This is a genomic window from Streptacidiphilus albus JL83, from assembly GCF_000744705.1.
GTDB classification, from domain to species: Bacteria; Actinomycetota; Actinomycetes; order Streptomycetales; family Streptomycetaceae; genus Streptacidiphilus; species Streptacidiphilus albus.
The window spans coordinates 2,224,498-2,237,752 of sequence record NZ_JQML01000001.1; the positions used below are offsets into that span (position 1 = coordinate 2,224,498).

The 13,255-nt window shown below is 65.3% G+C and carries 12 protein-coding genes; 6 read left to right on the forward strand and 6 right to left on the reverse strand.

Going from position 1 to position 13,255, the window contains the following annotated elements; translation table 11 throughout:
• Positions 1-83 precede the first annotated feature (83 nt).
• The 4 genes from BS75_RS09650 to BS75_RS09665 form a co-directional block, all read right to left on the reverse strand.
• On the reverse strand, positions 84-896 hold the full coding sequence (locus BS75_RS09650; RefSeq protein WP_034087041.1) for an ExeA family protein: 813 nt from the start codon (positions 894-896) through the stop codon (positions 84-86).
• The gene (locus BS75_RS09655) at positions 893-1,099 is read right to left on the reverse strand and encodes a hypothetical protein (protein WP_034087040.1); all 207 of its coding nucleotides are present in this window, start codon (positions 1,097-1,099) and stop codon (positions 893-895) included. The genes BS75_RS09650 and BS75_RS09655 overlap by 4 nt, the downstream gene beginning before the upstream one ends.
• Positions 1,089-2,528, reverse strand: a complete 1,440-nt coding sequence (locus BS75_RS09660; protein WP_231607680.1) for a DDE-type integrase/transposase/recombinase — start codon at positions 2,526-2,528, stop codon at positions 1,089-1,091. The genes BS75_RS09655 and BS75_RS09660 overlap by 11 nt, the downstream gene beginning before the upstream one ends.
• 96 nt (positions 2,529-2,624) lie before the next feature.
• Positions 2,625-3,041 (reverse strand): hypothetical protein, encoded by a 417-nt coding sequence (locus BS75_RS09665; protein ID WP_197091886.1) that lies wholly within the window; start codon positions 3,039-3,041, stop codon positions 2,625-2,627.
• A 391-nt stretch (positions 3,042-3,432) separates the two neighbouring features.
• Between BS75_RS09665 and BS75_RS09670 the strand changes: the two genes are divergently transcribed.
• Complete coding sequence (locus BS75_RS09670) at positions 3,433-3,702, forward strand: hypothetical protein (RefSeq protein WP_034087923.1); 270 nt, start codon at positions 3,433-3,435, stop codon at positions 3,700-3,702.
• 352 nt (positions 3,703-4,054) lie between these two features.
• Positions 4,055-4,348 (forward strand): hypothetical protein, encoded by a 294-nt coding sequence (locus tag BS75_RS09675; RefSeq protein ID WP_034087924.1) that lies wholly within the window; start codon positions 4,055-4,057, stop codon positions 4,346-4,348.
• Between the two features lie 692 nt (positions 4,349-5,040).
• On the opposite strand, the gene BS75_RS46285 is transcribed toward BS75_RS09675, so the two are convergent.
• Complete coding sequence (locus BS75_RS46285; protein WP_269330732.1) at positions 5,041-5,277, reverse strand: DNA alkylation repair protein; 237 nt, start codon at positions 5,275-5,277, stop codon at positions 5,041-5,043.
• 54 nt (positions 5,278-5,331) lie between these two features.
• Between BS75_RS46285 and BS75_RS09685 the strand changes: the two genes are divergently transcribed.
• The 4 genes from BS75_RS09685 (at position 5,332) to BS75_RS09695 (ending at position 11,814) form a co-directional block, all read left to right on the forward strand.
• Positions 5,332-6,681, forward strand: coding sequence for an IS701 family transposase (locus tag BS75_RS09685; RefSeq protein ID WP_034087588.1), 1,350 nt, complete (start codon positions 5,332-5,334; stop codon positions 6,679-6,681).
• Positions 6,682-7,128: 447 nt separating this feature from the next.
• A complete protein-coding gene (locus BS75_RS09690) occupies positions 7,129-8,232 on the forward strand; it encodes a hypothetical protein (protein ID WP_034087926.1) in 1,104 nt (367 codons plus the stop codon).
• Positions 8,233-9,760: 1,528 nt separating this feature from the next.
• Complete coding sequence (locus BS75_RS47965) at positions 9,761-11,107, forward strand: hypothetical protein (RefSeq protein ID WP_152646419.1); 1,347 nt, start codon at positions 9,761-9,763, stop codon at positions 11,105-11,107.
• Positions 11,108-11,484: 377 nt separating this feature from the next.
• Positions 11,485-11,814: a histone-like nucleoid-structuring protein Lsr2 gene (locus BS75_RS09695; protein WP_034087927.1), complete on the forward strand. Its 330-nt coding sequence runs from the start codon at positions 11,485-11,487 to the stop codon at positions 11,812-11,814.
• Positions 11,815-12,045: 231 nt separating this feature from the next.
• Here BS75_RS09695 and BS75_RS09700 read toward each other — a convergent pair whose 3' ends face one another.
• Positions 12,046-12,978: a hypothetical protein gene (locus BS75_RS09700; RefSeq protein WP_034087928.1), complete on the reverse strand. Its 933-nt coding sequence runs from the start codon at positions 12,976-12,978 to the stop codon at positions 12,046-12,048.
• Between the last annotated feature and the right edge of the window lie 277 nt (positions 12,979-13,255).

The window sequence follows — 13,255 nt, forward strand, 5'->3', positions numbered from 1 at the left end:
TGGTTTTGGTGCTGGGCAGCGACGGGAAGGGCCGGTCCGACGGAGTCGGACCGGCCCTTGTGTTCATGTCGCCGCGGTGATGCTCACTCTGTCGTGACTTCGGCGACAGCGGCGCGTGCTGACGCCTCGTCGACGATGGTCTTGTTCTGGACGAAGACGTCGAGCAGGGCCTGGACGGCAAGATTGTTGACCGCGCGGGGCAGTCCGCGCCCGGTGGTGTGGATCAGTTGGACGGCGTCATCGGAGAACAGCGGGTCGGACCGGCCGGCCAGGGCGAGGTGGTGTTTGAGGTAGCTGCCGGTCTCCTCGCCGGTCATCGGGGGCATCGCGAACCGCAGCGCGATCCGCTGGTCCAGCGCGGCCATGGTGCCCATCTTGATTCTCCTGCGCAGGGTGGGCTGGCCGATCAGCAGGCAGGCGAACGGCGACGCGGAGTCCATGTCCTGGTTGGTGAGCATCCGCACCGACTCCAACTGGTCGTGGCTCAGCAGGTGGGCCTCGTCGAGCACCAGGACGGGGACGCGGCCGCGCTCGGCGCGTTCGGTGGCCAGCGCGTCGGCGGCCTGCGGGATCAGCGCGGCAGTATGCGGGTGCGGGCTGCCGCCCAGCGCGGAGACGATCGCGCGGTGGATCCCGCGCGAGCCCACGGCGGGGTTGCCCAGGTAGATGACCTGATGGCGGACCGGGTCCAGAGCTGCCAGGGCGGCGCGGACAGCGACGGTCTTGCCCGCGCCGACCTCCCCGGTGACCACCCCGATCGCGCGCTCCGCGACCGCCCAGCTGATCCGGGCCACCGCCTCAGCATGCGCGCCGTGACGGTGCAGAGCCCCAGGGGCCAGGCTCTTGCCGAACGGCATCTTGGTGAAGCCGAAGTACTGCTGCAGGCGCTCGATCACCGCGTCACCTGCGCGTTCGCGGCCCGCTGCAGGGCGTCGGCCCGGTCGAACAGGGCGAAGGCCAGACGCGCGGCGGTGAACACGGCCTGGTCGGCCAACTCGGTGTCACGGAGCTTCGCGCGCTGGCAGACACGGTCGGCCAGGTCCAGCGCCCGAGTCGACAGCTCCCAGGCCCGGTCCAGTGCTTGCAGGTCAACCGGCACGGTGATCCCCTTCGCTGTCGCTGTCGCTGTCGCTGTCGCTGTCGCTGTCGCTGTCGCTGTCTTCGTGGAGGAGGGCCTTGTAGTTGATGCGTCCGGCGAGTTGTTCCTGGTGGGCGGCGTCCAGCAGGGCGAGGTAGTTGACCCCGGTCGCGGCGGCGGGCTGTTCGGGTGGGAGTTCGGGGCGGGCCTTGGGGTGGGAGTGGCGGCGGATCTCGAAGGGCGTCGCGGCGCCGAAGCTGCGGCTCCCGTGGCGGACCTCGATGTTCTCCAGGTCGAAGGGGTCGAAGACCAGCTCGACCTTGCGTCCCGCCAGAGCGGGTTCGACCTGGTAGGAGTTGGACTGCAGGCGCACGGTCGCAGTCTTGGACACGTTGCGCCACTCGGACCACAAGAACGCCTCCCGCAGCAGGTCCGGATGCGGCAGCCGCGGGCCCTGGCCCTTCTCCCAGCCCTCCTGCCAGCGGGCGAGTGGTCCTTGACCGGTCTCGGAGTGCTTGCGCGGGTGGTACTCGGTCTCCACCCAGGCCGTGAACTTCCGGTTCATCTCCGCCAATGCCGCTGCGGCCTGGTCGGCGGGCCGGTCGGCCAGGTCTGCGGTCTCGATCAGGAACTGGCCCCGAACCGTGCGGAAATAGCGTTCGATCTTGCCCCGGCCCTCCGGTCGACCGGGTCGCGAGTGGACCAGCTTGACCCCCAGGACAGCGCAGGCCCGCATCAGCCAGGAGTCCACGAACGGCGACCCGTTGTCCAGATAGACCCCTTCGGGGACACCCCGGGACGCCAACGCGGGACGAAGCGCGACCGCCAGGCGCACGGTGTCCTCAACGAAGCCGAACCGGGCCGCCATCACCGCCCGGGAGTGGTCGTCCAGGAACGCGAACAGGATCGTCTTGCGCCCGGCGACCAGCGGTCCGTGCAATGCGTCACCGACCCACAGCTCGTTCGGGCGCGAGGCCTCGAACCGGCCGAAGACCTCCTTCGGCCGGTCCTGGCCGAGCTGGTCCAGGCCCAGGCGCACGAAGTGCCGCTGCAAGGTGCGCTCCGAGGGCGCCCACCCCGAGTGCGCCCGCAGCACCCGCGCGACCTGCACCGCCGTGCGCCCGGGGTTCTCCCGCTTCAAGCCCGCCGCCAACTCCAGCACCTCGGCCGGCGTCCTGGCCGCGACCCGCATCGCGTTCGGGACCAGCGCCTCGAAGCCGCCCACCCGCCAGGAGCGGATCCACCGGTCCAAGGTGCCCCGCGCCACCTGCACCGGCTCCCCGTCCAGGCCGACATGGGTCAACGCGGCGATCTCGCGCACCAGCACTCCGCGCTGCTTGGCCGACAGCGCCGGGTCCAGCGCGTCCTGGACCACCCCGTAACGGAACAGACCCACCAGGCGGGCCCGCTCCGCGCGCTTGCGCATCTCTTCCTCGTACTGCGATGCCACCGGCACCGACCTCCCCTTGAGCACCAAGCCGGGCCGGCGACCGAAGGCGGCCGCCAGTCCCGGCCCACCACCCTCGCCCGCCCCACCGGCCCCGCATCAGGGGCGACTCGCGTTGATCGACGATCTTGGCCAGCCCGGTGCCAGCAGCCGCCCGCCCGACAACGCCGACGCCACCTGCCACGGCGACAAGGCGACCATCTCCGGCCACCTGGCGGTGACCGCGCCCGCCGCAGCAAGCACCGCCGCGACCCCGTCCGCGAACAGCGCGCCCCTCGGATCGGGCAGCACCGGATCCGAAGGCGCGACCTGCACCAACAGCACTGTGAACACCTCACGCACCACCCCGGCCCGGCCGGCGAACCGGCGCAACCAGCCCCGCACCGTCTGATCGGGAAGCCCCAGCCCGGCCGCGATCACCCGATGCCCGCTCCCAGCCGCCCGCGCCACCAGCGCCGCCCCGATCACCACCGCCGCGTCAGCACGCCGAAGCAGCACCGTGACCGGCAGCAACACATGCGTAGCCCCGCACTGCGGGCAGCGCGACCGACGCGGCCTCAACTCCAGCCGCAGCCCCCGCAGATCCCGCACCGACCGCCGCCCGGACCAACCCCACGGACGCAGCCCCGCACCGCACCCCGGACACGCGATCCGGCCCGCCGACAACCGCATCTCGACCCGAACCGGCGATACCTCTACCGTGACCACAGCGCCTCCGAGCGCGATGCGGCCCTCCCGGACTACTCGGCCAAGAGATCACCGGGAGGGCCGCGCCCATGTTCAACCATGAGCACGCTGTCGCCGCACACGACGAAGGGCAACCCCCCCGGGCTGCCCTCTCCCACATCACCACGACCCTGACGCGAACCCGCTCACCCATCACCACAACGAACGTCGCTCAACAGCCATGGCGCTGATCTACACCTACCGGTCGCGGTTTCTGCACGCCGGCGCGCCGTTCCCCGTCGCGATGTCGCAGACCATCCTGTACCGGGACGACGACGGGGTGCTGCCCGAGTGCCCGGACCGCAGCACCGGACACGCGGCCCAGGACTCCAACTGGGCGCCGAGCGCGATTCCGATGCACCTATGGGTCTTCGCCTACATCACCCGTGCGGCGCTGATCAGCTGGTGGCGCGAGCGCGCGAACGGTGGGCATGGCACCACCCTGGTGTAGCGACAGTACTTGCCGGACGTGGCCCAAGCGCTACGGCTGGTGCGCGACGGTGGCAGCACACGGCTGCGAAACTTCCACGAAGATCATCTCGGCGGCGGGCAGCCGGACGGGCTCGGCACCGTCGACAAGTTGACGCGATCTGGTCACTCCACCCTGCGCCCCCTACCGTCGTCACATGACGTGGACACCGCTCCTCGCGACGCTCCTTGGTGCTGTTATCGCCCTCAGCACAGCAGTCCTGGTCGAACGGCGACGGGAACACCGCGAGGATCGCGTGGAGCGCTGGAAGACCAAGCGGGAGGTGTACGGGAGGTAGCTCGCTGCCCACGCCGAGACGCGCACGCAGCTGAGGATGCTGTCCCTTGCCGCAGGACTGACCGATGAGGACAGGAAGAACCGGGCATTCGGCGCCTACGCGGCCTGCTACGCGGCGCGATACGAGCTGGCGGTATTGGCCCCTCAATCGGTGCTGACGCCGGCGAACGAGTTCGACAGATATGCGCGGGAGTTTCGCGACCTGGTGGTGGACGGTAGGAACATGCACTCTGCGGCCGGGGAGCCGCCGCGGATGCAGAACTATCTCAAAGCAATGGACCTCGTCCACCTGGCGATGCGCATCGACCTCGGCGCAGATGAGAGCAACTGAAGGCGGACACCGTCCGCAAGATCATCTCCCTCGGGGGATACCCCGGGCAAACCAAGCACGGGAACCCTGGGCAGGTAGCGCACTGATCCGCAACAGGGTTCCCCCTGATCACCACAGAGATCAGGACATCGAGCGGTTTGGCGAGCAAAGTACGAGCCTCGTGTGACTGGTCGAGATAGATGTCACCGATTCGGAGACTGAGCTGGGCTTTCGTAGTGCAGTCGTCGCGCTTCTTGTCACCAGATGGTCGGGTTTGTTGTCACCTGCTCCAACTCTTCATCCTGGCTGTCACCCAGTGGGCGGCGATTCCACTGCACGAAGAGGTTCCACCGGGCGGTCAGAAACTCCAGCTGTAGAGGCCACCGCCCGTGCTCACCGCGGACGCCGCGAGCCGGGCAACTCCCTGCAGAACCGCACGTAGATCATCGTCGGTCATATCGTCTCTGTCAGCAGACGAGAGCCTCACGGTCCAGCGACCGGCAAGCCCTTCCAGCTCGGTGGAGCTAGCGGTGGCCAACGCCCGGGTCAAGCGCTGCGGCAGAGCAAACACCTCAACGCCATCGTTCAAGGGCGGAGTGACCCACTCCGGCCACGGCCGCCACCTGGGGTGAGCGGCAGGTCGGTGTAGCCGGCGTGGCGACCGTCCCTGCTCCATTCGGTCTGGCTGTGATGCACCAGGATCACGTCGCCCATCAGCTTTTCTTCCTTTTCTTCTTGTTCTTCGCCTTCTCCGGTTCCGGGCCGCGCTTGCGTGCCTCGCTTACCGAGAGCGGCGACAGTCGTCCCCGCTCCCGGTCGATGTAGGCGTGGACGGCGAGCGGGTCGGTCTTGGCGTACTGCCGCAGCGCCCAGCCGATCGCCTTCCGAATGAAGAAGTCCTCGTCACGGCAGCTGTAGATCGTGATCTCGGTGGTGTTGCTCCTGGTCAGCGAGGCCGGGGCCGTCTGCGGGCATGAGGACAGCCGCCGCGATCATGACGAGATGTGACTCAACATCAGTACGCGGCGGCTGCCGCGCCGACGATAGCGCATGACTGGCACCGTGAGCTCTTCGAGGACCTCATGGGCGCTGTGGCCAGCGGTTTTCCCCGCCGGGAGACGCGTTCGACGTTCCGCCAGCTCGCCGAGGGGCTGCTGATGGAACTGGAGAACGTCAACTGCTGGACCCTGGCCGAGGCGATCGGCCACAGCGGCCCACACCGCCTGCAGCACCTGCTCTCCCGCGCGAGCTGGGACGACGAAGCGGTGCTGGACGCGGCCGCCGCCTGGGCCGTCGCCGCGCTGGACGACGGCGACGCGGTGCTGATCGCGGACGAGACCGGCGACGCGAAGTCCTCCACCGACGCGGTCGGCGCCGCCCACCAGTACTCCGGCTCGCTCGGCGGGATCGGCCTGTGCCAGGTCGCCGTCCACCTCACCTACGCCACCAGCCGCGGCCACACCATCGTCGACCGCGTCCACTACCTCGGCCGTCAGTGGGCCGCCGACGAGGAGCGTCGCGAACACACGGGCGTGCCAGAGGAGTTGATGTTCGCAACCAAGACCGCCCAGGCCCAGGCCATGCTGGAGAAGGCGCACGCCGCCGGGGTCCGCGCGAGCTTCTTCGCCGGGGACGAGGTCTACGGCGCCAAGGCCCTGCGGACCACCTGCCGCCGGCTCGGCCTCGGCTACGCAGTCGCGGTCCGCAGCAGCCACCACCTCACCCTGCCCTCGGGCGCCAGGCTGTCCGCCGCCAAGGCGAAAGCCCTGGTCCCCAAGGGGGCCTGGCAGCGGATGCGCACCGGAACCGGCAGCAAGGGCGCACGCGACTACGACTGGGCCATGCTCGACGTCCACCCCGACGACACCCCCGCCGACCACGCGGAAGGCGGGGTCTCGGTGCTGCTGGCCCGCCGCCACCGCTACACCGGAACCGTCTCCTACTACCGTTGCTGGAGCCCGATACCGGCGAGCCTGGCGCGGCTGGTGGGCATCGTGTGCCTGCGCTGGAAGATCGAGGAAGACTTCCAAGCCGCGAAGAACACCGTCGGCCTGGACAAAGGCCAGGTCACCACCTGGACCAGCTGGCACCGCTGGTCCACCGCCGCCCTGGTCGCCTACGCATTCCTCGCCGTCGCCACCGCCCTCGAAGCAGGCGAACCCACACCCGCCGGGCTCGAGCTGGTCCCACTCAGCAGCTTCGAACTCCTGCGCCTGCTCCGGCTACTGATCCTCCCCACGCCCCGCCGGGACGCCGGCCACGTCCTGCGCTGGTCCGCCTGGCGACGCCGCCACCAACACCGCGCCCGCGCCTGCCACCAACGCTGGCACGCCTACGCCGACAGCACCCCATGAACCCAAAGATCACGATCTACAGCTGCCGTGACTGCTACAGATCGTGGTGCTGCGAAGCCGCTTCTTGGTCACGCGACCTGTAGCCGTTCACGGGTTGGCCAGGGCCGGACCGGGGCGTCACGAATCTGCCCCAACAAGCTCAACGAGCCGCTGGCAGCACGGTTACGCCTGTTGAAGCATCCGCGGGAACTCACTACGGCGGGAGTCTGGGACTACGGCCCTGATGGCACCCGATCGGGTGATGACACTTGCACGCTACGTATTCGGATCAATAGATTGATGGCGGGTCGAGTGGAACCCTCCTCGTGTGCCTTGCCGGATCAGCGGCACAGCGTGTGGAAATAGGCGTCGTGCCGTCCCTCGCTTCAACTTCGCCCCCCGACACGCACATGGTCTTCCTGTGCTTCTTCGATCGCGTGAGATCCGGCCTCGCCATCGGGAGCGATCATGAGCTTTCAGGATGTGGTGGAACTCCGCCGCCGGTACACCGGCGAGACTGCGGCAGGCGCCGCCCAGGAAATCCGGAGACTTGCCAGGACCAGCGCCATCATCCCGGCAGCCGAAGGCATTCAGCAGAGGCTGGAATCCGAGGTCATGCGTTGCCTGCTCGACTACCCCAGCACCTACACAACTCGTCCGCTGCGTGTCGAACGCGTCGTCCCGAGGCCGGATACGCTCATTGTCCGATTCGCCGCTGACAACGATCCGGACGGACTGACCGACCAACTGGCGTGGGGCCTGTTCCCCACCGGAGGGCGAGACGACATGAGAGGTGTACCCGGCCTGCGTCTCCAGACAGCCGCGCACGACCGCTTGGACGTCATGCTCCTGGGAACCTCGGCGCGAATCCGGCTGGAGGGCGTCCCGACGCGCTCATGGCGAGAGATCGAAAGGGTGCGAAGCGCACGCGCACGCGCCAGCAACGAACCCCTGGCAATGCGTCACCCCACTCTGACACCGAACGAATCCGCCTACCTGAACGAGCACGCCAAGTACATCAGCCATGGTCATTCAGCCGCCCCATTGGGCAGTGCGTTGCTGCGCCGCCTCATGATCTTCCGGAGCGCGGCGCACTGGCACGACATGGCCGGCTACCACAAGCACTCAACCACTTTTGCGTTCCGCATGACGTTCACCCGCGCCAGCATCGAACCCCACCAAGCTCTGCTCCAAGCGCTCAGCGACCCACGATGTGGCATTCCCCTCACACTCCGGACTGACGCTTGCCACTGCCAGTGGGGGTATGACGAGTGCAGGCTCTACCTCGAAGCGGATGGATGCGGGGACGGCCGGGTCGAACTGCAATTCCACACGATCAGTGACTGCCACATCCCCGCCGCAGTAGAGGTACTGCGATTCTCCGGTTCGCCGTGCGCGCACATCGTGCAATACCTACCCCCGCCGACAACTGCGTCGCGTTGTGACCACCCAGCCGACTACCACGGAGGGACCATCCGATTCCTCCAGAAGCTGGCGAGAGGTCGCCGGGTGGAGCGCGAGAGCGTACAAGATCCGGTTGACGGCTCCTACGCGGGGAGTGCGGACAGCTGAGTGTCGGCAATGAGTGAACCGTATTCACCCGTCGCCGACACTGAGCACACTTGATCGCTGGGGTGCGAGCGAGCGGCAGCCTCAGCTCAGTTCCCGAACTCACTGCTCTCACGAGTCAGGTCGCGCCAGGTGGCTGTGATGGTGGTGATCCGGTCTCGCTGGAGGGTGTCAAAGATGCGCTTCCACCAGCTGCCTGATGGAGCTGCATAAGTGCCTGGACTTGATCCTTGGGTTCAGCGATCCTGCCGATAGCCAGCAATGCCGCCCGTTGCACCTGACGCTGATCTCGAATCCTCAGCCAAGCACGCATCTCGGAGCTGAGCGGGACCGCCAGACCTACGAGGAGGGCGGCAGTCAGCGCGACCCACCATGGCACCCCGGCAAGGGCGGCGGGCAACCCCACGGCTCCTGCAACGAGGGGGGATTTGATGATCTGGCTCACAGCCAGGCCCTTCCGGCAAGGAACGGCCATGCCGCTCCTTGCCCAGACGTGCCGGAGACCGGCCAGCGGGAAGTGGAGCGGCCCACGAGGGCCAGTGAAAGGAAGTCTGAGTCGTTGCGCCGTGAACCCCGACCGATGAATGTGGCCGGGTTCAGAATCAGGGCAGGCTGAAGCTTCCTCAGAGATCCAAGAGGGCCGGATTTCAGAGGATTTAGATCAGTATTTCTTCTCGTTGTGGAGAAGCTGGAGCTTCGGGGCGGAGGTGCAATTCGGCCTGTTTTTGGGTATCCCGAGGAATTAAGCTGTCCTAGTAAGACGAACTAGGATTGCTTTTCCATTCAAAAACATAAAGCCGATCCATGAACCTCTGACGCCCTCCAATCGCAATCCGCAGTATGGCTACATCATCCGGATCAAGCCGGACCACCCGCCAGTGTGGCGCAAGGGGCAGCATGGGGGCAAGTTGCTGATCGGAGGTCAACTTACGGACCGTTGGCGCTTGATCGGGATGTCGGGTGCTGGGCTGACGGGCTGACCGTCCGCATAGTGGCAACTCCCCGAATGATCCTGTGGCAGGCAGCTGGATCGGGACTCTGGCTGATCGCCGGAAGTTGCACAGCGGCATCCGGGCGGGACGCTGGTGACGCAGTCCTTGGTGGGCTGATCAGTGGTGCGTCCGCCGGGATGACGCAGAGTGGGCGACGTGGCGCGGTTGCTAGGTCGGAGGTGTCAGTGGAGAAGGTAGTGAAGCACCAAGTCTGCGAGGGAGCGAGTAACGCCGGCACATGCACCACGCACAGCGGCGGCGAACAGCACTTGGCGTCCCTGGTGTTGAGCTTCGAACCGATCGGGCACGAGATCTCCATGAGATGCAGAGAGCGAGTTGGGATAGCTCCAAGGCTTGCCCATGCGCCGAGCGGTGGAGCGATTCCTTACGCCACCTGACAGTTGTTGACGAGGCAGCCCAACTGGCGGGCATGTCAGGATGATGAGGACTCGCAACAGAGGGGGGTGGGCGTGCCCGGTATCCGTATGCCAGGGGAGAGCGACTGTCCAGCTGGGCCGCGTAGGAACCTGGTCGTGGCCTTGTATGAACTCTACGGCCTCGCGGGCAAGCCGTCTTTGCGCTGGCTGGCCAACACCATTCGAGAGCGGGACGACCTTCCCGGGTTGCTCAGCCATGCTGCGATCAGCGACACCTTGAGAGGAGTAGGAGGGCTCCCCGGCTGGCCCCGGCTTGAATCATTGGTCAGAATTCTTGCGGAGAAATCAGCCTCGCAAGTAAATATTGAAGAAGCAGTTCTGCGCATTCACGGATTCTGGCTGGAGGCAGATGAGAAGCGCCCAGAACTGAAATCCTCGATTGACTCAACCTTGAAAGGAGTCAAGAGCAGAGAGAGTCTACTTCGGGACTATCACGAGGCGACCGACCAATTCTCTCGGGAGTATACAAGGATTTTGGCGGCTGTCGAGCAGATGAATGATTGGCTGGTATTTCTCCGGGCTGGAGGAATCGAAGCCCTCATCGGAGCCTTGGCGAGTAGAGGGCTGCAAGAGGAAGCCGAGTTTCTAATGTTCCCGGAGGAGTGGGCGCTTGAGGAATTTTGGAAATCTGGAGATCTCCTCGACATGGAGTTAGAGTTGGTCCTCTACTATGGTGCTGCGTGGCGGTCCCCGATCGAAATTGCGCAAGCCGCTGCCGCGCTTGAAGCGCGAGACAAGACGTCCTCGCCTTTGATGATGACTTTGATGATGGCGGCCTTCTGGAGGTCGCCACGGGATGCCGCACTGCTCCTGCGCTGCCTTGACTCGGATGACCACTCCGTGCTGTTTGGGATGGCGCTAGGGGTGAGCTGTCGTCGGGCGGTTAGCGAGATTGCGGAAATCGTTGACGCCTTGCAGCGAATGGGCGGAGGGAGGGCGTTTGATGCCATCTGTGATTTTATCGTTAGGCGGCCTTCTGAATTGCTCCTTCCAGTAGTCAAGGAGCTTAGGGAGATTGAATCAGTTGTTGCCGCAAATAACGTTCTATTCCTCGCTTCGCGTCGTGGTGCAGAAGATGTGATGGCCCTGCTCACTCTGCTCCGGGATGAGGGGATGCACTCTGATGCGCAATATTTTATCAGCACTTGTTGCTATCGCACTCCTAAGGACATGTGCGCCCTTATCGATGCTCTCCGAAGCAGTCGGCGAAGTCGTGCAGCCGTAGATCTTCTGGCTGCCGTACTTCAGACAGGAACCAGCAGGGTGCTCAATATGTTGATGTTCCTGCGGGAGCGGCAACGGTTCGATGACATGAACCACGTATTCGCTGGCGAAGTGCGTAATGAATGTAGGGCGGAGCTGGCAGAAGCCCTAGAACTCCTAGGGTTCTCGGACGAGGCGAAGAAAGTGAGCACAGGTGGCCTCGCCCCATCAATAGACAACCGCTGATGAGTGAGTGAATACTCAGAGTCAGAGCCGATAGACCCACGGATGGCGTCAGAACCTACGCCCAGTCCATTTCCAAGAAGAGGCTGCTGTCGCCCTGGAACTCCCACACGATCAGAAGCGTGGACCCAAAGCGAAGCTGACCAAGGCCGTGGACAAGTGGTGTCGAGAAGAGCCTGACGCCGTCAAAGCCGCCCTTTGCGGAGTCGGCAGCGGAGATTATGGCCGTACTCCAAGAGATCGACCAGGAGCTCTTCGGCCTGGCCTAGCACGATGAGAGTGATCCCCCCGCGATGCGTCCGGCCCAATGCGGGTAGCCTATGGCTAATAGTCAATGACCCCTCTCTCCGTAGAGTGGGCGTCCTGAGAGAGGCACTCCAGTGGCACAAAAGGTTGTAGTTGAACTCCTGGATGACCTGGACGGCTCCGAGGCCGTCGAGACCATCGTCTTTGCCCTCAACGGTCAGTCATACGAGATCGACCTCGGCGAGAAGAACGCAGGCAAGTTCCGTAAGGCCCTCGCCCCGTTCGTGGAGGCCGGACGTAAGCAGGGCGGCGCGAAGCGTGGAAAGACCCGGGTATCCGTTCGCTCCGGCGGTCAGCCGAACCCGGTAGTGGTGCGAGCATGGGCGTCTTCTCAGGGCATCGAGGTGGCCGCGAGGGGCCGGGTGCCGGCCGAGGTCATCACGAAGTATCAGGCGGCCCACTGAGCCCTTCTGGTCACATCCATATGCCCATGGTCGAACAAATGTTCGTATGATCGCAACCCCGTGACCAGCGCCGTTCATTCGATGGCTGGTGTGACTGGTCGAGATAGGTGTCACCTGACCGCGATATCTGTCACCCGCGACTACACGACCTTCCTGCCCTGGCCGGCCCCGCTGTCCTGTCGCATTGAAGCTGTCGGATTCTCACGGCTTCTCGTCCGCGCTGCCAGATTCTCATGCGGTGTGGAGCTCAAGGAAGGTGATGGATTCCGTGGGGTCGCGGTGGCAGGCGATGGATCCGATGCGGTGCTCGGGGACTTCGGCCAGGAGACAGCGCAGGTCTCCTTCGTTGCGGTGCAGAACGAACCAGTCCATCACCGCCTCCAGGTAGGCGGTGTCACGGAAGTAGGTCAGGTGCGGAATCAGCAGCCGTCCGCCGGGTGCGAGAGAGGTGACCAGCGCCCGGGTAAGCGGCATCGCGGTTCGATCGCTGAGGTAGTCGTACAGGCCCGCGCAGGAAATGAAGTGAACCGTCTCCGGCAGGCGGCCAGCACGCATGATGTCCCGCACACCCATGGGCACACCGATCACTCCGTACTGGCTGTACTCGTGCTCGGCGACCTTCAGGGACTCGCGGTCCTGATCGACGGCAAGGTAGCGCGGAAAACTGCCGTTACGGATGGAGACGGACTCGTTGACCTCGCGCAGGTGCCCCGCACCTACAGCAGCGCCCGTGCCGCCGAAGTGGACGGCTGCGGCGGCGTCGGCCCGCTCGCCGCAGTGCACACGCCGGTAGCGGGCAGCGGCAAAGACCGGCAGACGGTAGGTAAAGGAGTACACAGCTCCGGCAAGGCCGTCCGTGGGCACGTTGTCGTGCATGCCGTACAGGAGGTCCATGGTCACGGCGTCGCCCGGGTAGCCGCGGGGCTTACTGAAGGCCCGGTCCGTGAGCGGGCACAGCGTACGTAGCTTGAGGGACAGTGGATGGTGCAGGGTGTATTCGCGCAGGTCTTCCCACTGGGCTGGGGTCAGGAAGCGCCTCTGGTCGCGTAGCCAGTCGCGCACTTGAAACAGGGCAGCATCAAGTTCTTCCTGAGTGATCCCCTCGCGCAGGAGGGCATGTGTGGCGTCGAGGATATCTGTCCTCACAGGGATGCCTGTGGTCACTGGCTGCTCCGAACGCTCTGGCGGGAGACTCTTGCAACTGACCGCGTCATATGTGCGGCATAGTCGTCTACAAACGATGGATCATCCGAATTGGTTGCCAATAGCTGAATTCCGGACAGATTGCAACGGGGTCCCGGTGGTCGCAAGGCGTTTTCTTTGTGTGCTCGTGACTGTGGGGCAGGTGGGATGATCTCCGATCATGGCTCGTGGGATTGGTTGAGACTTCTGATCCTCCTATTCCCGGTGGGCCGCATGTGAGGGTGGCTGATTGAGGCGG

Bases quoted from the DNA above. Each gene is read 5' to 3' on its own strand.
- BS75_RS09670 (WP_034087923.1), top strand. From the start codon at position 3,433: ATGGCGCTGATCTACACCTACCGGTCGCGGTTTCTGCACGCCGGCGCG.
- BS75_RS09675 (WP_034087924.1), top strand. From the start codon at position 4,055: ATGCTGTCCCTTGCCGCAGGACTGACCGATGAGGACAGGAAGAACCGG.
- BS75_RS09690 (WP_034087926.1), top strand. From the start codon at position 7,129: ATGAGCTTTCAGGATGTGGTGGAACTCCGCCGCCGGTACACCGGCGAG.